Genomic DNA, 18,706 nt, shown 5'->3' on the forward strand with positions numbered 1-18,706 from the left:
CGGAATCACAACTGGCGGCTACCAATGCTCCGTTTCAACGCCAGTTCCAATCTTCTTCAGCCACGATCTCCGCTGCGGGCTTGCCCCGGCGGGATCAACGAATTTCGCTCGATCGCGCTCTTGATCGCGATGGGGGTAGCCAAGTCGTTAGCTCCGCCGGGACAAGCCCGCAACGGAGGCCTACGTGAGAGTACCCTTTCGAATAATATCTGCGGTTAGTAGTAGCTTCCAGTTGCCGCTCCGTCCGGGGCAAGCCCGGCGGAAGCACTCAACGTCGCGGTGAGAATGAAACCTGCGCAAACGAGAACTGATGCAATACCAAAGATTTAGCGGTCCAGCCAGCAGCTGTTACCGCTGAGATATCGATTTAATCGACAAGCCGGTCAGCACCCGAATCATGCCGCCCCATGTTTGTCAGAGCTTGACCCGCTAATTCAAACTGAAAGGCGGCGGAAACTGATCTGACTTTCCACCGGCATTCTTGAAACTACTCTTCAAACCAGTCGGGCCAGACATCGCTTGCTCTTCGACTGAAACCGAATGCAATTGGATTTTGCCGCTTTTTAGCAATTCGATCAGCGCCTCGGCACGATCGTCAACGTTGGGCTGAGCCAGTAATTGCAACTTGGACTCGACGTCGAACGGAAGCGTGTACGAAATGATGTCTGTGATTGGCCCCAGCCCCATTTGACCTGCCATCAACTCGTGCAGGTTTTGCTGAACATTGGCTGTGGGCGGAATGATGTTTGCGAATTCGTTCAGTAGTTCCTGCTTCAGTTTCAGCCGCCCGTTCGCTCCGGTGGGCGAGTAAAAATCTTGATCGACTTCGACTTCCGCGATTCGAAAGGGACGTCCTGTGTCCAGCTCTTGAACAATTTTGGCGCGGCGAATCCCGACCAACAGAATGTTGTGCTTTTCACTTTCGACCTCCGCATGTGACACAATTCGCCCCAAGCAAACCGTCGATGCGACCGGCGGCCCCGATTGTGGCACCGTGGCAATGCCGCCGGTCAACGTTGCCATGGCAACCAGACGATCGGTCGAAAGCGAATCTGCCAACATTTCGCAATAACGCGGCTCAAGAATATGAAGCGGTTGCATCGCGTGCGGAAAGACCACTAAGTCCGGCAGCGGAAATAGCCGAACTTTTGAATCGAAGTCTTCGGGCAATCGAGTCACATCGTCAAGGTTATCCATCGCGTCCTCAAATGGTCGCTGTATCCAAACAGTGAAGCTGTTTAATCATTCATCGATACTCAATCGTCACTGGCAAACATCATCAAGATCCGCAAGACGTACCAGAACAGCAACACGACTGATGAAAACAGCGCCAGCGACGCGGCCACATGTTGGCTGCTGTGATAGTGATGGATCACGTTGGACGTGTCATACAAGATGTAACCAACGGCAAGTGCCACCATCAGGGCGCTGAATCCAAGGCCGAACGAAAAGCCGAAAAAGATGCCGGCGACGATCGCACCCATGGCTACAAATCCGGCCATCGCCAGGTACTTGCCCCAGCTAGCCAAGTCTGCACCGGTGACGAAGACAAACGCGGTCAAACCGATGAAGCTGATCCCCGTGATCGCCGCAGCCATGACCGGCAATTGCGGTTCGCCCATGACGCGAATGCACATGTAAAGCATCGGCAGCAAAATCACTGCTTGTGCCACGACGTACAGGCCAAGCCCGGCGTATTGCATTGGTTTGGAAGTATCGCTGCTGGCCCAAGCTCTTGCCATCCAGGAAACGCCCATAAAGATGCCCAGGACGACAAGCCATCCCATTCCGCCGAGCATTCGCCCGACCAAGGCTTCCATCGTTGCCGCAGGCACGACGGTAAATAGAACCGCCTCAATTGCGATCAACGCCAAAATTGCGCCGGTTAGGTGTGCATAGGTTCGACGAATAAAACCGATTCGTTCGGCATCAAGCGAGATACCGAATTCGGCGGGCTGGTCCTGAGTGTGGACCGAATACGGATTCGATTTGTCAAATTGCATCGTTAGTTTCTTGTCTTCGTGTGGTGAGGTGTGATATCCGACCCTATCATACGCTAAACAGCGTCGCTCGAGGGATACAGAATCGGCCGCATAGCCCAAAAGTAGGCCGTAGCGAGTGACGGCAGCGCTGTCGAAAAATGCCGTAACTCGCTTTACTCGCTACGGCCTACGAAAAAGCTCATCCGCCGAACCAACTCTACCCAGGAAAACCCGATGAAGAATCTTGTCCGAAAATTGCTGCTCGCCGTTCCCGCTTCCATGATAGTGCTGGGGGCTAGTGAAGCTTTGTCGCAGCAGACCGAAGTTGCTTCGCCCGACGCAAAGTCGCAATCGAGTCTTGCCGAGCAACTTGCCGCGAAGGCCGCAGGATTTGCCGAAACGGCCCCGCCGCAACTCCGCCAGGCATTTTCCAAAGGCGTCGATATCGTCCGAGCCACTGGAATCGAACAGTCGGCGAAACAGGTCGGCGACATGGCCGTCGATGCCAAACTGGTCGGCTGGGATGGCAAAATGGTTCAATTGAGTGACATGTGGAAGGAATCGCCCATTGTCTTGATGTGGTACCGCGGCGGATGGTGCCCGTATTGCAACATCCAACTCAACGCGATGCAGCGGAGCCTAAACGAAATTGAAGGCGCAGGTGCCAAGCTGGTCGTGCTGACTCCGGAGCTGCCCGAGAAAGCAAAAGAAACGGCCGAGGCGAACAACTTAGGTATTGTCGCGTTGCATGACGAAAAGAATGCAGTGGCCGATGACTACGGAATCTTGTTCGACCTGCCCAAGCCAATCCTGCCGATCTATCGAGACAAACTGAAAATGGGAACCTACAACGGTCACAGCAAAATGGAGTTGCCTTTATCAGCGACCTACGTGATCGATCAGTCCGGAAAAATCACCTACGCATTCCTGGACGCGGACTACAAAAACCGAGCCGAACCGGCCGAGGTGATCGCCGCGGTCAAGACCGTTTCGGGCAACTAGTCCTGTCACCCGTCGCCGTGAAGGGTTTCTAAGTTGTTTAGGAACGTACGACTTTTTATCGTCGCCTTTCGCTCGGGACGTCGCATCGGTTACTGCGAGTTAGGCCCGTAGGGCCGGCAGCTCCCTGCCGGGTGCGTGAGCACCCGGATGGCTGCCCCACATCAATTCTCTGTCTCGGTTTCGCGGCGTAGCCGCGAAACCGAGACAGAGAATTGGTTACAGAGAAAAAGTGAGATATAACGCTGCCATCCGGGGATTTACATCCCCGGCAGAGAGCTTCCGTCCCGCCGGGACTATTCACCAGCGTTATGATCGCGGAGCGATCAACGACAATTTGCATTTATTTGTTCGACTTCCCTCGGGATGAGTGACGACACCAATCCGGCAGTAATCAATACGACGTCCCCAGCGAAATCACCTGCGAAAGGCAACACTTATTCCCCGCTCGTCCACGCGGGGCGATGCCCACGCGGCTAAACGAACAAATACGTGTTTTCCGGTACCAGAACTCTTCACGGCGTTGTCTGTCACCCCGTCGGCTGAAAGCCAGTCGTGTTACACCATTCAGCCAAGACCGTCGGAACGATAAGTGGCGTAGCGAAACTCGCCAAGAGTTTCGGCAACTCGACAAACCGAAAGTCTTGGCGACTTTCGCTACCAATTTCCCGACACTCATGGTTCCGACGGTGCTAGGTTTCCGCTGAAATGGCTTTGCTGAGCGGACATGTTGCGGGATCCACTTTCAAGCCACGTCGATACTTGTCCAGCAGCTTTCTCGATTCTTCGGCCAGCATCCGGCGAACCTCTCGTCGCTTTCCTTTGACTCGAGCAATCGTCATGTGATCGTAGGCCGTCGTTTGATGACGCATCCATGCGATCACCGCCGATTCAGCACGACGCTCGATCGGGATTCGCTCGGTTCGTGCGACAGTTCCGCTGCCGACGGGCGTGGCGTGATTCGTGACTGCCGTGGCTAGCTTGAACGCCAGGTCTGCATAGACGCTGTCAAACCGCAGGAACGTGCAAACTGCGCCGTGGAAGTCCTCGACGTAGGCCGCTTGCTTCTTTTCTCTGCGATTAGCGTCCGCAACTTTGCGTTTTGCGTATTCAGGTTTGTCGCGATCGGCCGCGACCGACGAACGGGCTGACGCAATCAATTCGGCCGGTGCCCAAACCCCTTTAGAAAAACTACGTCGGCCCTTCTTTTCTTTCACCGTCCACGATGGCCCCAGCGATTTCAGGCGGCGCGTCAAACCAGCGTCGCCGGGTGGCAATAGATCCCAGTTCGCCGGAACCTGTTTGACTTCACCATCGATCGTCTTCACGCTCCGCTCAGTCGGACCGGGTGAAACTTCCAATTTTTCGTGTGCCATGATCTCTCTAACTTTCCAATCTCATACCGCCAGCGCTTCGCACCAAAGCAACTCTCGGCAGATTCCCAACCAAAGCTTCAGTCCGGTAAAAAAATTCATCTTCTTGTCCCGCTTGTGGCGGCTCCATCCCCAGCAACACAAACGCGGCGTCGCGGCTGGTCGTTTGGATCGCTGACGCTGGGTCAGACGAAACAACGACTTTCGTTTTCCCCAAAATTCGTGCTTCTTTTAGCAACCCTTGCAGATGACTTTCAACCTCGTCAATTCCATCGGCACGATCGACCACCCGCAATAGCCTAAGCGTGTGATGCCGCCACTGGGGATGATCCAAGATCAGATGTGCCAGCAACACCATCAATTCACCGTTGGCGCGGCCACGCCACCAAACGTCAATGGTCCCACGCGGAATCGACCACTGATGATCAGGCTGATCGACACGGCGCAGCACCACGACGCTGCGGCCGAGCCCTTCAATGTTTCGAAGCAATCCGCCAAAGATTCGCATTCGATCGACCGTTAGCGGGCATCCAAGTAAGACCGTGTTGGGACGCAGACGTCCGAGGCCCTGGCATTGCACCAGTGCTTCCACTCCGGCCACGTAGTCCTTCGCCACCACGACCGCCGGGAACGCGCTTAAACTTTGTTCCTGGATCATTGCGTGCAAGATCTTTTCTTGGGAATCGCGTCGCGTTTGGTGATCGCCCAAATCGCCAGGGATCACTTGCCCCAGCGTTAGGACTCCGGTTTTCGATGTCAGCCAACTGCCAAAGACAACCAAGTGTGGTCGGCTAAATCCAGTACCGCTAAACGCCAAAATAAACGGACGCCAATTTTTGGGATGGTAGAGTTCGTCTTCTAGCTTCAACAGATTGCGGCGAGTTCGTTCGAACAACAATCCACTATTCAGGTTGCCCCAGTCGGCGTTCAAATCAGTTCGCGACAGATAACTGTGCAGCGCCGCCACCATCACAGCCGCAACGATCGCCCATCGCCAATCGATTAACAACATCACCAATCCGCAACCGACCGCACCGGCTAACGACAACGTCCAGTGCGAATACAGAAAGCGAGGACGGTAACTTGGATTCTTGGTAATCGCTTCATAGAACGTTGCCAAATTCAGCAGACCATACGTCGCCAAAAACGCCATCGTGATTAGCGGCGCGATCGTGTTCAGGTCTGCCGCAAAAATCGCCGCCTGTGAAATCAAAAACGTTGCCAAGATCGCTCGGCGTGGTTCACCGTCGCGTGCCGATCCTAAGCCCAGCGGTTGCAGCAAGCGAAACAATCGATCACGAGCAACCGATTGAATGATCCGCGGCGCGCCCATCATGCTGCCCAATGCCGACGACAGCGTCGCCGCGAATACTCCCATCGCAATCATCGCCGGCATGATCGCAATGTCCGCCATCACCAGCGTGTTGCCAACCAATTCAGCACGCGAAGTTGATCCACCCAACATGATCGCTTGCGAAGCATAGACAACCGCCGTGAACGCAACCGCCGCCAACGTCCCGCGAGGGATCGACCGCGCGGGATCTTTCAAATCCCCCGACATGTTCGCACCCGCCATAATTCCGGTGACCGCAGGAAAGAACAGCGCAAACATCGTCCAGAACGATTCGCCGTCAGCGAAACCTGGTGACAGATTTTTGCTCAATAATTGCGAATCAAAATCTTGCCAAGCTCCGATGTAGAACGACAACAGTGACACGATCACAGACGCCAAAATCAAGAACTGAATCTTGATCGTCCAACCGGCTCCGATCGCAACGCACGCAAAAACCAAAATGTTAGTGATCGTTGCCACCAGCGTTGGCGACGTTCCGTCGGGCAAATAGTTGGTTGCCGCTTCGGTGAAACCAATCACGTACATGGCGACCGACAAGGCCTGGGCTGCAAAAAACATCAGTCCGATCGCGCCGCCAAATTCAGGCCCCAAACTACGGCTGATTAAAAAGTAGGCTCCACCACCTTTGAACTTGGTATTCGTTGCGATCGCAGACAACGATAACGTGGTCAGGACGGTGATCACTTTGCTGGCCGCGACAATCCCCAGCGTCAAAATCACACCGGATTGTCCAACGACAAACCCAAAACGCAAAAACATGATGACGCCCAGGATCGTCAACACGCAGGGCGTAAACACACCGGACAGAGTGCTGAATCGATTCCCTGATTCGCGTGGCTGAGCGTCGGACATTCAGATTGTGCCATCGTGGCGGAGCAAGATCACGATCGATCCAGGTGCATTAGGAACCACTCGGATCCTGAATCCTTGATTCTAGCGTCACCAACGCGACAAATGAATGACGGCGGTTGGGATTGAATCAGGCGTTCTGCTTGAGAATTGTCCCGAAATAATTTACCAGCTTTCCCGTAGCTGGACCCGCCAGGGTTTAGCACCTGCTCAGTACCTGCTCAGTACATCATTAGTTGTACCCGACTGGACTGGGCTGATGAAAAGGTGTCGTTGCCAGCTTGTCACGACCCTTGAAAGTAGGCCGTAGCGAGCCAAAGCGAGTTACGGCGGTGCGCACATTGCCGTAACTCGCTTTGGCTCGCTACGGCCTACTTTTCTCTCCAACGCCATGATGGGTTTCTAAATCGGCCAACCTCTTTCTTAATCAATGACCTCGAAGTCGCCTGCACCCACCTCGGACGACGCTCGCGTTCCCAACGCTCCCCAGACGCCGTACGGGCTTGGGATGGTAGCAGCGTCTTTCGATTCGGCTTCTGGATGGCTGCCCGCGTGAACGGTCGGCTGACTTGAATTCCCAGCATCAATGGAATCAGTCACAAAGCTGACGGCACCATCTGCCATGCAAATTTGCACGCCACCTTGATGACGGCTACTCGGCGGCAAAACACCGTCGCTGTCTTCCTGGTCCAATGCCAATGCGATCTCGCGATTGGGTGGCAGGATCGTATTGAAGCCCGTAAACAAAGGCATGCCATCGGCCCAACGATGCCCGCGTTTGGAGCTCGATGATTCGCCCGCCGTTAAAAACGGCGCACCCGATTTCCAGAACTGTGGACGATCAGCGTCACGCCAGTTTAGCTTTGATGCAAGCAACGGTACATCGCGAAGCAGTTTCGCTGTTTGCGTCAACGAGACTGCGACCGGGGCGGTGCGATTGTCGCCGTCACCCAAATCGGTGCAGATCTCACCCAGCAAAATCGTTTGCGACAAACCATCGGTCACGTCAGCGAATTTTGTAACACGGCGAGGAACAAAAACTCCTCGCATCGCAATTTCTGTTTCCAATGCTCGTTGCGGATCAAACACAAACGTTCCCTCGACCTCTTTCAATGGTCCAGTCGATGATGCAACAACGCCATCACCAAGACAGATGGCATAGTTGCAACGTCCCATCGAAGGATGCCCCATCCCTGGATCGCTGGGACAACGCAAACCCAGTGGCTCGACATGCCACCAACGGTATTGGCTTTGGAATGTTTCAGGCCCTCCAGCAGGCCAGGTTTCAGCAACCGTTTCACTGTTCTGCTGCATTGAAAATTGTTGGTCGATGTAGCCACCGGTGGGATCGTACAGAACCTTCGGGTGAGCATGACCGATCTGGTCCGCCAAACTGGTGTTGTCCATGAACGGCAGCAACGCAACAAAAATACTCAGCCGCCGATCGTTGTCCTGACCCGCAATCAGACTTCCATCCGTACCAGAGAGCTGCACCGGAAACTGGTCAAAGGCATGGTGGTAACCGACGACGGCCAAACCAACCTGAGACAGGTTCGATGAACACGACATCCGTCTCGCACCTTCACGCGACGCTTGGATCGCCGGCAACAACAAACCAACCAACACGCCGATGATCGCGACGACCGCCAAGATCTCGATCATCGTAAAACCGGTCCAGCTTTTCTGCCCTGCGAAGTGCCCGCGATGATTCACCAAAGACATGATTTAACCTTGCGACAAGATCCAGGCGAGAAGACACCACTCGCCACTAAAGACATTATGTCTGTTTGGCGAGCTTCCGTCAAGTTCGTAGCGGGGAACGCGAAAAGCAACCGCTCCAATCCGGCTGACCGTTCTGATTGGCGGAATCCGCAAAACCATTTTGAGCGATCTCATTTAACGAGCTTTCGTAGCCTTCTCGAAGAAGTAACCGATGTCGTCAATCGGCAATCAGATGACGGGCTAGGTTTTTGAAGCATACGTTTCTTTGGACCCTAAAACTGCCTTATCGCTGTCGTGAACTACCTACGCTCTCAATTGATTACCCTTCGCAATGCCCTGGTTGCCAGGCGTCGCGAAGAGCGTTTGAACTTGATGTCACAGCGTGGGGAAGCTCCCTGCATGGTCGCCTTCTATCACCGAGTTGCCGACACGCACCCGAACGGTTGGTCGATCAGCCGAAGAGGCTTCCGAAAACATCTTGACTATTTCCAGCGTCGGTTTGAACCAGTATCGCTGTCGGAAGTGCAACGCCGCGTTCGCGAATCGTATTCGGCGAGGCCCACGATCACGATGACGTTTGATGATGGATATCAAGACAACATCGAATTCGCCTTGCCGCTTCTGATCGAGCGAAAGATGCCATGCACATACTTTGTATCAACAGCACACGTTTTGGATCAAAAGCCGTTTGGTCATGACATTGAATCAGGCATAGCATTGCCAATCAATACAGCGAAACAAATTCGTGAATGGTCAGATGCGGGAATCGAAATGGGATGCCACACTCGCAACCATGTCGATTTTGGGAAAGTCCACGATCCCGCCGAACGAAAGCAGGAAATTGTTGACGCAAAGAATGAACTGGAACAGATCATCGGAAAATCAGTGCGACACTTTGCGTTTCCCTTTGGAACAGAACAACAGTTGACGCCGGAGGCAATCGAAACGGTACACCAAGCCGGTTTTGAAGGGTATTGCAGCGCATTCGGCGGCTACAACCTTGTCGGCCGAGATGCTTTCCATATCCGACGCTTCCACGGCGACCCACAATTTGCTCGGCTGGTCAATTGGTGTTCGTATGATGAGAAAAAACTACAGCTTGAACCTGAACTTCTGATGCCAGAATCTGAAGCGAACAGTCACCAAGCAAGTCACGCCAACCAAACAATCGCATCTTAATAGTCGCCTTTCGCTCCGCGAAAGTGTGCTCTGACGCACTTTCGCGAAGCGAAAGGCGAAAATTTTCCTGCTCGATCCATCGACTACTCTGAATGCTAAACCTTTGCCGACCAAGACGAATTCAACAAAACCAAAAGCCCCTGCGATGCGCTTTTGTGATCACCAGCATGCCCGTTGGCGGTGCCGAAACACTGTTGGTCAACATGATGCGGGGAATGGATTCTGGCAAGATCGCACCCGAAGTGATCTGCCTAAAAGAACCAGGCCCGCTTGGTGAACAGATTCAAGATGAATTCCCCGTCCACAGCCGTTTGATCGGCGGGAAATGGGACATTGCTGTCGCTTGGCGATTGGCCAGGCTGATGAAACGGCGAAAATTCGATGTCGTGATCACGGTCGGGGCTGGCGACAAAATGTTCTGGGGCCGACTAGCCGCTGCTTTGGCACGTGTCCCCGTGATCGCATCCGCGTTGCACTCGACCGGGTGGCCAGACGGTGTTGGTCGCCTGAATCGGCTGCTGACGCCGATCACCGATGCAGTCATCGGTGTCGCCGATTCTCATGGGGAATTCCTGCGAAGCTTTGAAAAGTTCCCAGCCGATAAGGTTCATGTCATTCGCAACGGTGTCGATTGCGAACGATTTTCGCCAAACCCGGACGCAAGAAGTAGTTTGCGAAAAGAGCTTAGCCTACCGTCCGGCACACCGCTGATCGGAATTGTGGCAGCGCTGCGTAGCGAAAAGAATCATTCGATGTTGGTCCGCGCCGCATCAAAATTGAAATCCCAGCATCCTGATGCGCATTGGATCATCGTGGGTGATGGGCCAGAGCGACCGACGATCGAAAGTCTTGCGAAAGAATTAGGCGTCGCTGATCGAATTCACTTGCTCGGCACTCGGTATGACACACCAGCGATTCTTGCAGCACTGGATGTGTTTACGCTGTGTTCGCTGAACGAAGCATCGCCGGTATCGATCCTGGAATCGCTGGCTTGCGGAGTGCCCGTGGTTGCCACCGATGTCGGTTCAGTCAGCGAAACGGTGATCCACGAAGGCACAGGGCTGCTGATTGCATCGGAGGATACGGATGCAATGTCTGAGAGCATCGGTCGCTTGCTTGGCGATGCATCGCTACGACAACAGATGGGAACAGCCGGCCGCAAATTGGTGCTGGAAACCGGATCGTTGGTTTCGATGGTTGCCGGTTACCAGGACCTAGCAATGACTCAGTACGCTCGTCATGCCAGCCGCAAGACCGCTGGCAAAATTGCTGAAGAAAAAGCTATGCCGCTTCGCGAATGGAATCGACTTGGGACGACACATGACCGGCGGCTTGGGTAACCCACTGCTCACGCTCGATGCGTCCTTTGAATCCTAGGATCGCATTGAACGCTTCGCAATTTTCTGGTGTCCAATCAGCGATCTGCTCCATCAAGTAAACGCCGTTCTCGTACAGCTTTTGCTGATTGACGCCACCGATACCCCAGATCTCGGTAAGGTCGTCGCAGCGTTCGGGCGCCTCGGTGTAGACCAAACCAAGTTCCGGATCGATTCGGGTCGTGGAATCTTCGGCAGCGATTACTTCACTGGTGAAACCGACTTCGCTAGCGTTGTCTTGATTAGCTGATTCAGCGTCTTCGTACAGGCTAAGTGTAGCGACGGCCGACGCTTGTTCTGCGTGAACGATCGCCTGCTGTTCCAATTCATACTGAGCCGATTCGAGCTGCTCGATACGATGCTGCAGGTCCGTGAATTCCAACTGCAGCGTTTGCAATCGGTGGTTGCAACTGACGAAGGCTTCGACCGTGTTGTTGAGTTCCAATTGCATGGCAGCGTTTTCTTTTTGCTGCAGATAGACCTGGCTCTTGATCGCCAGGATCTGACTGTCACGTTTTTTCTGTGACACGCCAAAGAATAGCCAGTAGGTGCCCCAGCAGACGATCAGCCCCAGATAAATACTCGCCAAACCGGCAAGCACTTCATAACTGGTGAGAGCAAGCAGGGAAAAAGCGGCTGGTGTTGTGAAAGAAATCATGATGCATTGCGAATCGAAAATGAGCGGAAATCGTCATTACACCGGTCATCGACGTTTGTTGACTAGTGCGATCAAACAAATCGATTCAGCCGTTACAGCTTCACATCGCAGTGCCTGGGGAATCCATTTCCAGCAAACCCGGTACTGAACCGCTAAGGAATGGTCACGAAACAAGTTCCTGATTTCCCAACCCGAACGCGTAAGCGAGGGATCGTGTTTGACGCGGAAATCCCTCGCTCACGCGTTCGGGTTCAGATTTGGTGGAATCCGGTCCCAGGAAGTTATTTCGGGACAATCCCTAAACCGCGTGGGCATCGCCGTGAAGGGTTTCAAAACCGTTTAACCGCGTGGGCATCGCCCCGCGCGTCCACGCTGAACGAAACGCGATGGCCGATGCCCGCGCGGTTAAACGAACTAGCAAAATGAAGTAGGCCGGAACAAACGCAGCGAAGTTCCGGCAATGGCGCTAGACCATCATGCAATGCCGGAACTGCGCCAAGCTTGTTCCGGCCTACGGTAGTTCCAAAACATCGTCGTTGGGTTTTGTTATTATTGTAGCGATCGCCTGTCCAAATAATTCACTCCCGATCCCTGGGTTAGTCCCCCGGAATTCCAATGAACCGATTCTTATTACTTATTGTTACCACTATTTCCTTGACGATCGGATCCGCTGCAAATTCAGCAGCGATGGATTGGAAGGCACATTGGATCTGGCAAGCCAAAGATGGCCCGGCCAATACGTGGGTGGCGTTCCGCAAAGAATTCGAGATGAACGAGGTGCCAGAAAAGGTGCTCGCCAACATTTCGACCGACACCAAATACTGGCTTTGGATCAATGGCGAGATGGTGCTGTTCGAGGGTGGACTGGCTCGCGGGCCGCATCGCGATGGAACGTACTATGACGAAGTCGAGTTACAACCATTCCTGAAGCCGGGAAAAAATAGCCTCGCAATTCTGGTTTGGTACTGGGGAAAAACGGCAAAGACTCACGAGGATAGCGGGAAAGGTGGTTTGGTCTTTTCGGCTGACCTGGGCGAAACAGTGCTGCAGTCCGACCGCAGTTGGATGCTGAAAGTGCATCCGGCTTACGACCCAAAAAGCAAAGGACTGAATCGATCGGCCAACCGACCCAACGCGATGGACGTTAAATTTGACGCACGCAAGGCCATGGGGGACTGGTCAGGCAAAGCGTGGTATTCGGCTGATTATTCAATGGACGAAAGCTGGAAGCCTGCCACCGAAAAAGGCGTTCCACCGGCAATGCCGTGGGGCAAACTGGTCAAGCGACCGATCCCGCATTGGAACGATCGTGGTTTGACCGATTACGAATCACTGCGAATTGGCAAAAAGAAGATCACGTTGCCGTACAAGAATGAAGGCAAAAAACCGGTCACCATTTTTGCCAAGCTTCCTAAAAACAAACAGATCACGCCCTACTTGAAGGTGAACAGCAACGGCGGCAGAACGATCAAGATCGGAACCGACAATTCGTGGAATCTGATCAACGCACAGTACACGACCAAACATGGCGTGCAATCGTTCGAGACGTATTCGTGGATGAGCGGCCATGCAGTGAAATATACGGTTCCGCCAGGCGTTGAAGTTCAAGACCTGCAATATCGCTGGACCGGTTTGGGATCGATCACAGGAACCTTCCAGTGCAGCGATCCGTTTTTCGAGCGACTGTGGTCGATGGCCGCAAACACACTTTATATTTGTTCACGCGATTGTTACATGGACTGCCCAGACCGCGAACGTGGACTTTGGATCGGTGATGTGGCTGACCAGACCGGCGCGGTGTTTTACACGCTTGGCGAACCAGGACGTTTGCTTTTGAAGAAGGGAATCGACAACACGATTGCCTATCAGAACAGCGATATCATCCAGGGACTGGCACCAGGATTTGGCAACTACCGCGGCAAGAGCAGCGAACTGACGGCCCAAAGCCTGCAATACATTGATCAAGGAATTTGGCGTTACTATTTCAACACCGGCGACAAGGCCACGCTGGCAAATGCTTATCCCTCAGTGTTAGCCTATTTGAAGTTATGGAACATGGAACCGAGTGGCTTGCCTGAAATTCGCAAAGGCTATGCATCGTGGGTGGATTGGGGAACTAATCCAGACAAGAAGCCTGTCGAAGTGTGTTGGTACTACATCGCGCTGGACGCAGCCAAAAAGATGGCGATGGAACTAGACAAACCGGACGACATCGGCTGGTACGATGAACGCATCCAAAGCATCGCAGCCAACTTTGACAAAATCTATTGGCGAGATGGCTATTACGGTTCGCAAGGCGCAGTCAAGGATGAACGGGTCAGCGCGCTTGCGATTCTCAATGGCCTGGCCGACCCAAGCAAGTATTCCGCATTGCTAGAAAACGTGTTAACGACCGAGTACAACGCCAGCCCGCACATGGAATGGATCGTCGAAGAAGCGATCATGTTAGCCGGAGATCACGCTGCTGGTTTGAAACGAATGCGCGAGCGATATCAATCGCAGGTCGATGACAAGGACCTGACCACGTTGTGCGAAAAGTTCGGTAAAAAAAGAGGCACGCCCAACCACGCCTGGAACGCACCCAACTACGTGCTATCCCGTTACATCGCTGGAATTGCGGCGGACGAAGTCGCCTGGAAAAGCTATCACGTTCTGCCCAACCTTGCGCACCTAACCGCCGTCAAGCAAGTGGTGCCGAGCGTTCAAGGCGATATCTCCGTCGATATCAAACTATCCGACAAAAACTACACGATGCACTTGATATCACCAGCGGGCACGAAGGCGGTCGTCGGGATTCCAAAGGCATCGATTGCTACCACCGTGATTATGGTCAACGGTTCCACCATCTGGGAAAATGGCACCTTCGTTGACAACGTTTCGGGCATCTCTTGGAACGGAGAGAGTAGTGAACATCTGAAATTTGACGTCGCGTCTGGAACGTGGACGTTTACCGCAAAAGCGGATTGAACCTTTCCATTTTTCGATCAAATTCCATTAGGAACCCATAGTGAATATCTCTCCGATGAAAAACACCTTAGCCCTGCTTCTTCTTTTCACCTGCGTAGCCACCGCCGCGACCTCGGTTGCCGCGAAAGGTAAAGCCGGGAAACAGCCGATCAACACCGACTCCGAACCATACCTGAAGGGCGAAGGATTCGTATCCCTGTTCGACGGCAAAACGCTCGATGGCTGGGTGACCAGGCAGGGGACGATGAAGTTCGAGGCAATTGATGGCGAGATCGTTGGAACCTGCAGCAAGGGGCCAAGCACGTTCCTGTGTACGGAAAAGGACTACACCGATTTTGTCTTCACCTGCGAATTCAAGTGGGCGGTCGATGGGAATTCCGGCGTCCAGGTTCGATCCCGAACACGCAAGGGTAAGGACGTCGAGATTGTCTTCGGTCCGCAGGTCGAGATGGAAGACCTTGCCAAAAAGGGACGTGGTTGGTCCGGCGGAATTTATGGGCAGGCCTGCGGCGGTTGGTTTTACCCGCTCAAATCCCCCGAGCATCGACCGCTCAAAGACATCATCGACCGCAGCGGTTGGAACCGCATGACGGTGAAGGTGCAGGGAAACGTGTTCAAGACCTGGATCAACGGCCAACCTGCGGCGAACTGGATCGACGAAGAAAACGAATACCCCAACGGCTTTATCGGCCTGCAGGTCCATGGCGGCAAACAGGGCACCATCCACTGGCGGAATCTCAGCATCAAAGAACTCTGAGACATCCACGAAGCATTCCATTAATTGAAACAAATACTGATGAGCATCATGAGACATTTTGCGGTTGCAGCTCTTTTTATGGCTGCTGTCACAAACCTGGTTGCCGCGGAACCGCTGCGGGATAGTTTTCAATCGCCCCCCAATTCAGCCAAGCCGCATACGTGGTGGCACTGGATGAACGGCTATGTGACGGCCGACGGCATCACGAAGGATCTGGAAGCGATGCAGCGTGCCGGGGTTGGCGGTTTCCAGGCTTTTCAGATTGAATTTGGGATGGATTCCGGGCCGGTTAAGTATCTGAGCAGCCAATGGCGCGAGCTGATGACGCATTCGATTCAAGAGGCCGAGCGTCTGGGGCTGGAGGTCTGCTTTCACAACTGTGCCGGATGGTCTAGCAGCGGCGGACCATGGATTACACCGGAGTACGCGATGCAGGAGGTTGTCTGGACCCAGCAACAGGTGCAGCAACAGATGCCGGGGGCCAAGAGGATCGACGTGAAGCTGCCACGTCCCAAAAATTTGCGGGATAACTATTTCCGAGACATCGCTGTTTTGGCGTTCCCAACCCCGAAATCAGAACGCGGTGACAAAACAGGTTTTCGCATCGACAATTGGAAAGCCAAAGCCGGTTACGAACGCGACAATGACATTCAAGCGGACACTCGCAAAGTCGATTCAGGCGATCTGATTGAGTTGAACTCGATCATTGACCTGACCGAAAAGATGGACGCCTCCGGCCGACTTCGATGGAACGCACCCAAGGGCGATTGGACGATCGTCCGCTTCGGGCATGCGGTCTGCGGACTTCGCAACCGTCCTGCACCCAAAGAAGGACGCGGAAACGAATGCGATAAAATGAGCAAGGCCGCTGCAGAGTGGCACTGGAAAAACACGGTGCAAAAAGTGATTGATGATGCAGGACCGCTGACGGGCAAGTCATTCAATAGCGTGCTGATCGACAGCTACGAAACGGGGCAGCAAAACTGGACCCGCGGCTTCGACGACGAATTCCAGCGCCGCATGGGCTATGACGTGATCAAACATCTGCCCGCCGTGACGGGGCGTGTGATCAATGATTTGGAATACACCGAGCGGTTCCTGTGGGATTTTCGACGTGTCGTTGCGGACCTATGGACCGAAAACTACTACGGTCACTTTGCCAAAATGTGCCACGAAAACGGCCTGTTGCTTGCGTGTGAGCCTTACGGTTTGCCGGGCAACTTGGACAACTTTCAGGTTGCCGATATGTCGGACATCCCGATGGGTGAATGGTGGGCCAGAAAGTCATCGGGACTGCACAACAGTTCGTCAAAAATGGCGGCGTCCGCCGCACACACCAATGGTCGCCGATTCGTGGGCGCAGAAGCCTTTACCGCTGGCCGAGCCGAAGCTGCGTTTGTGAATCACCCCTACGTGTTAAAAGCGCAGGGCGACTACTTTTTCTGCAAGGGCATCAACCGATTTTACTTCCATTCGTTTGTTCATCAGCCCTGGGGCGACGATGTTCTGCCCGGCATGACGATGGCCGTATGGGGATTTCAAAACCACCGCAACAATACGTGGTACGAACAGGGGCGGGCGTGGAACGAATACCTGGCCCGCAGCCAATACATGTTGCAGGAAGGAACCTTTCAGGCAGACCTATGTTATTACCCCGGCGAAAATGCGCCGCAGGTCGCGGCACTGCGCAAGGATATGCAACCGGCTGTCCCCGCAGGATATGACTACGACACGATTTCGAAAAACAACTTGATGAAGTTGACTGTCGAAGACGGATACGTGGTGCTGCCGGGGTTGATGAAATACCGGTTGCTGGTGATGCCCGAAGGTCCGGTGCGGCTCGATGTGTTGGAACACATTGAAGGTTTGGTGAAGGCAGGTGCCCACGTGGTTTGGGCAAAACCACAGCTTACACCCGCTTTGCAAGATTATCCCAAAGCGGATCAGGTCGTGCGTGCCGCCGCAGACAAAATGTGGGGCGACTGCGATGGGAAAACCGTCACCGAAGCCAGCTTCGGCAAAGGAAAGATTTACTGGACCGATTCGCTGCCAGAGATTCTTGCTTCGATGGACGTTCTTCCGGATGTCGAGTTCCAGTCGGCTCAAGCCATCGCACCCACGCTTTATGAAGGCAATGGCTATGAATGGATTCATCGCAAGATCGAATCTGCGGATGTGTATTTGATTTCCAACCAACAGGATGTCGCTCGTCAGGTCGAGGTTGTTTGTCGAGTAACCGACCGTGTGCCTGAGTTGTGGAACGCGGAGACCGGTTCGATCCAGCAGGCACCGATCTATCAATCCACCCAAGATGGACGCACGCTGGTAAGACTGTTTTTGGAACCAGCCGAATCCGTGTTTGTGGTCTTTGACGAACAGGTCAAAACGCCCAGCGTCGTGGACGTTTTGCACAATGGGAAAAGTTCGTTCACGACGTCAAAGAAAGACTCGCAAGTCTTGCAGATTCACCAAGCCGTCTACGGAGACTTGAACGGCGATTCCAGCCGTCAGTTGAATGTCACCGCGACGTTAAAGAAACGGGTTAACAATCATTCACTCCGTGCGGTCGTCAACAATCGACTGGCGGGGCGTGACCCAGCACCCAAGACAAAAAAACAATTACGAGTGGTTTATTCACTCGGTGACAACAAGTCCACGATCTTGGTTAATGAAAATGAAATGCTCAATCTAGGAAGCGAAACTGAAATGGTTGCTGCAACGCCAGAACCCGCCGTGCTGTCGAAATCTGAAAAAGGTTCCGTTCTGACAGCGATGGAAACCGGCGATTATGAACTGGTCTATTCCGATGGATCGCGACGATCGGTTCAGGTTTCATCGATCCCGAAACCGGTCGATCTGTCGCGTGATTGGAACCTCAACTGCCCTGATGGTTGGGGACCGTCGCAGATCGAATTGGATCAACTGATTTCATGGGCGGACCACAGTGACCCCGACCTGAAATACTTTTCCGGCACTGCGGTCTACACCAAGCAGTTCGATGTGCCGGCCAATCGACTGGGCGACGACCACGCGGTCACGCTCGATCTTGGCGAGGTGCAGGTAATGGCGGAAGTCATTCTTAACGGGAAAAACCTGGGGATCCAATGGAAACCGCCCTTCAAGGTGGATGCGACAGGACTGCTAAAAGGCAAGAACAATCAGCTTGAGGTCCGCGTGACCAACTTGTGGGTCAATCGCATGATTGGCGACGAACAGTATCCCGCGACTGACCGTTACATCCCGGGTCGTAAACCGCAAGAGCATTTGATTGAGAAGATTCCCGGATGGTTGAAGAGCGGCAAACCGCGTCCGGCAACCGAGCGGAAGTCGTTCACCACCGCCCGGTTCTACGACCAGGATTCGCCGCTGGTTGAGTCCGGGCTGGTCGGTCCGGTGCAACTTCATTTTGGGATTCGCAAAGCGATATCCCATCAATGATCCGTCGGGTTTTATTTGGAGTACCGCAGCCGAGCAATGGGTCACTTCAAGA

The 18,706-nt window shown here is 53.7% G+C and carries 12 protein-coding genes; 6 read left to right on the forward strand and 6 right to left on the reverse strand.

The window, feature by feature from the left end:
* Positions 1-429: 429 nt before the first annotated feature.
* Both RC85_RS10225 and RC85_RS10230 read right to left on the reverse strand, forming a co-directional pair.
* Positions 430-1,197 carry an LON peptidase substrate-binding domain-containing protein gene (locus RC85_RS10225; RefSeq protein WP_068262058.1) on the reverse strand — a complete coding sequence of 256 codons (768 nt, stop codon included), beginning with the start codon at positions 1,195-1,197 and terminating at the stop codon, positions 430-432.
* A 59-nt stretch (positions 1,198-1,256) separates the two neighbouring features.
* A complete protein-coding gene (locus RC85_RS10230; RefSeq protein ID WP_084422538.1) occupies positions 1,257-2,003 on the reverse strand; it encodes a Bax inhibitor-1/YccA family protein in 747 nt (248 codons plus the stop codon).
* 258 nt (positions 2,004-2,261) lie between these two features.
* Here RC85_RS10230 and RC85_RS10235 point away from each other — a divergent pair, with 258 nt between their 5' ends.
* Positions 2,262-2,984, forward strand: coding sequence for a peroxiredoxin-like family protein (locus RC85_RS10235; protein WP_084422546.1), 723 nt, complete (start codon positions 2,262-2,264; stop codon positions 2,982-2,984).
* A gap of 689 nt (positions 2,985-3,673) precedes the next feature.
* Here RC85_RS10235 and RC85_RS10240 read toward each other — a convergent pair.
* The 3 genes from RC85_RS10240 to RC85_RS10250 all read right to left on the reverse strand — a co-directional run bounded on the left by RC85_RS10240 (position 3,674) and on the right by RC85_RS10250 (position 8,279).
* Positions 3,674-4,357, reverse strand: a complete 684-nt coding sequence (locus RC85_RS10240; RefSeq protein WP_068262062.1) for a DUF2293 domain-containing protein — start codon at positions 4,355-4,357, stop codon at positions 3,674-3,676.
* A 7-nt stretch (positions 4,358-4,364) separates the two neighbouring features.
* Complete coding sequence (locus RC85_RS10245) at positions 4,365-6,560, reverse strand: APC family permease (protein ID WP_068262065.1); 2,196 nt, start codon at positions 6,558-6,560, stop codon at positions 4,365-4,367.
* 420 nt (positions 6,561-6,980) lie between these two features.
* On the reverse strand, positions 6,981-8,279 hold the full coding sequence (locus tag RC85_RS10250; RefSeq protein ID WP_149752668.1) for a DUF1559 family PulG-like putative transporter: 1,299 nt from the start codon (positions 8,277-8,279) through the stop codon (positions 6,981-6,983).
* A 294-nt stretch (positions 8,280-8,573) separates the two neighbouring features.
* On the opposite strand from RC85_RS10250, the gene RC85_RS10255 reads away from it, so the two are divergent.
* Together RC85_RS10255 and RC85_RS10260 are read left to right on the forward strand one after the other, a co-directional pair.
* Complete coding sequence (locus RC85_RS10255; protein WP_068262066.1) at positions 8,574-9,458, forward strand: polysaccharide deacetylase family protein; 885 nt, start codon at positions 8,574-8,576, stop codon at positions 9,456-9,458.
* A 167-nt stretch (positions 9,459-9,625) separates the two neighbouring features.
* Entirely contained in the window at positions 9,626-10,798 is a 1,173-nt protein-coding gene (locus RC85_RS10260) for a glycosyltransferase family 4 protein (protein WP_235033490.1), read from the forward strand.
* Here the strand turns inward: RC85_RS10260 and RC85_RS10265 are convergent.
* Positions 10,740-11,492: a hypothetical protein gene (locus tag RC85_RS10265; protein ID WP_068262070.1), complete on the reverse strand. Its 753-nt coding sequence runs from the start codon at positions 11,490-11,492 to the stop codon at positions 10,740-10,742. The genes RC85_RS10260 and RC85_RS10265 overlap by 59 nt on opposite strands.
* A 615-nt stretch (positions 11,493-12,107) precedes the next feature.
* Between RC85_RS10265 and RC85_RS10275 the strand changes: the two genes are divergently transcribed.
* The 3 genes from RC85_RS10275 to RC85_RS10285 are packed head-to-tail and all read left to right on the forward strand — an operon-like array spanning position 12,108 to position 18,654.
* Positions 12,108-14,459: an alpha-L-rhamnosidase-related protein gene (locus tag RC85_RS10275; protein WP_068262076.1), complete on the forward strand. Its 2,352-nt coding sequence runs from the start codon at positions 12,108-12,110 to the stop codon at positions 14,457-14,459.
* Between the two features lie 40 nt (positions 14,460-14,499).
* Positions 14,500-15,216 carry a 3-keto-disaccharide hydrolase gene (locus RC85_RS10280; protein ID WP_149752669.1) on the forward strand — a complete coding sequence of 239 codons (717 nt, stop codon included), beginning with the start codon at positions 14,500-14,502 and terminating at the stop codon, positions 15,214-15,216.
* A gap of 39 nt (positions 15,217-15,255) precedes the next feature.
* Positions 15,256-18,654 carry a glycosyl hydrolase gene (locus tag RC85_RS10285; RefSeq protein WP_068262081.1) on the forward strand — a complete coding sequence of 1,133 codons (3,399 nt, stop codon included), beginning with the start codon at positions 15,256-15,258 and terminating at the stop codon, positions 18,652-18,654.
* Positions 18,655-18,706: the final 52 nt, after the last annotated feature.

It is taken from the genome of Rubripirellula obstinata (assembly GCF_001642955.1).
Taxonomy (GTDB): domain Bacteria; phylum Planctomycetota; class Planctomycetia; order Pirellulales; family Pirellulaceae; genus Rubripirellula; species Rubripirellula obstinata.

Bases quoted from the DNA above. Each gene is read 5' to 3' on its own strand.
- RC85_RS10225 (WP_068262058.1), bottom strand. From the start codon at position 1,197: ATGGATAACCTTGACGATGTGACTCGATTGCCCGAAGACTTCGATTCA.
- RC85_RS10230 (WP_084422538.1), bottom strand. From the start codon at position 2,003: ATGCAATTTGACAAATCGAATCCGTATTCGGTCCACACTCAGGACCAG.
- RC85_RS10235 (WP_084422546.1), top strand. From the start codon at position 2,262: ATGATAGTGCTGGGGGCTAGTGAAGCTTTGTCGCAGCAGACCGAAGTT.
- RC85_RS10240 (WP_068262062.1), bottom strand. From the start codon at position 4,357: ATGGCACACGAAAAATTGGAAGTTTCACCCGGTCCGACTGAGCGGAGC.
- RC85_RS10245 (WP_068262065.1), bottom strand. From the start codon at position 6,560: ATGTCCGACGCTCAGCCACGCGAATCAGGGAATCGATTCAGCACTCTG.
- RC85_RS10250 (WP_149752668.1), bottom strand. From the start codon at position 8,279: ATGTCTTTGGTGAATCATCGCGGGCACTTCGCAGGGCAGAAAAGCTGG.
- RC85_RS10260 (WP_235033490.1), top strand. From the start codon at position 9,626: ATGCCCGTTGGCGGTGCCGAAACACTGTTGGTCAACATGATGCGGGGA.
- RC85_RS10265 (WP_068262070.1), bottom strand. From the start codon at position 11,492: ATGATTTCTTTCACAACACCAGCCGCTTTTTCCCTGCTTGCTCTCACC.
- RC85_RS10275 (WP_068262076.1), top strand. From the start codon at position 12,108: ATGAACCGATTCTTATTACTTATTGTTACCACTATTTCCTTGACGATC.
- RC85_RS10285 (WP_068262081.1), top strand. From the start codon at position 15,256: ATGAGCATCATGAGACATTTTGCGGTTGCAGCTCTTTTTATGGCTGCT.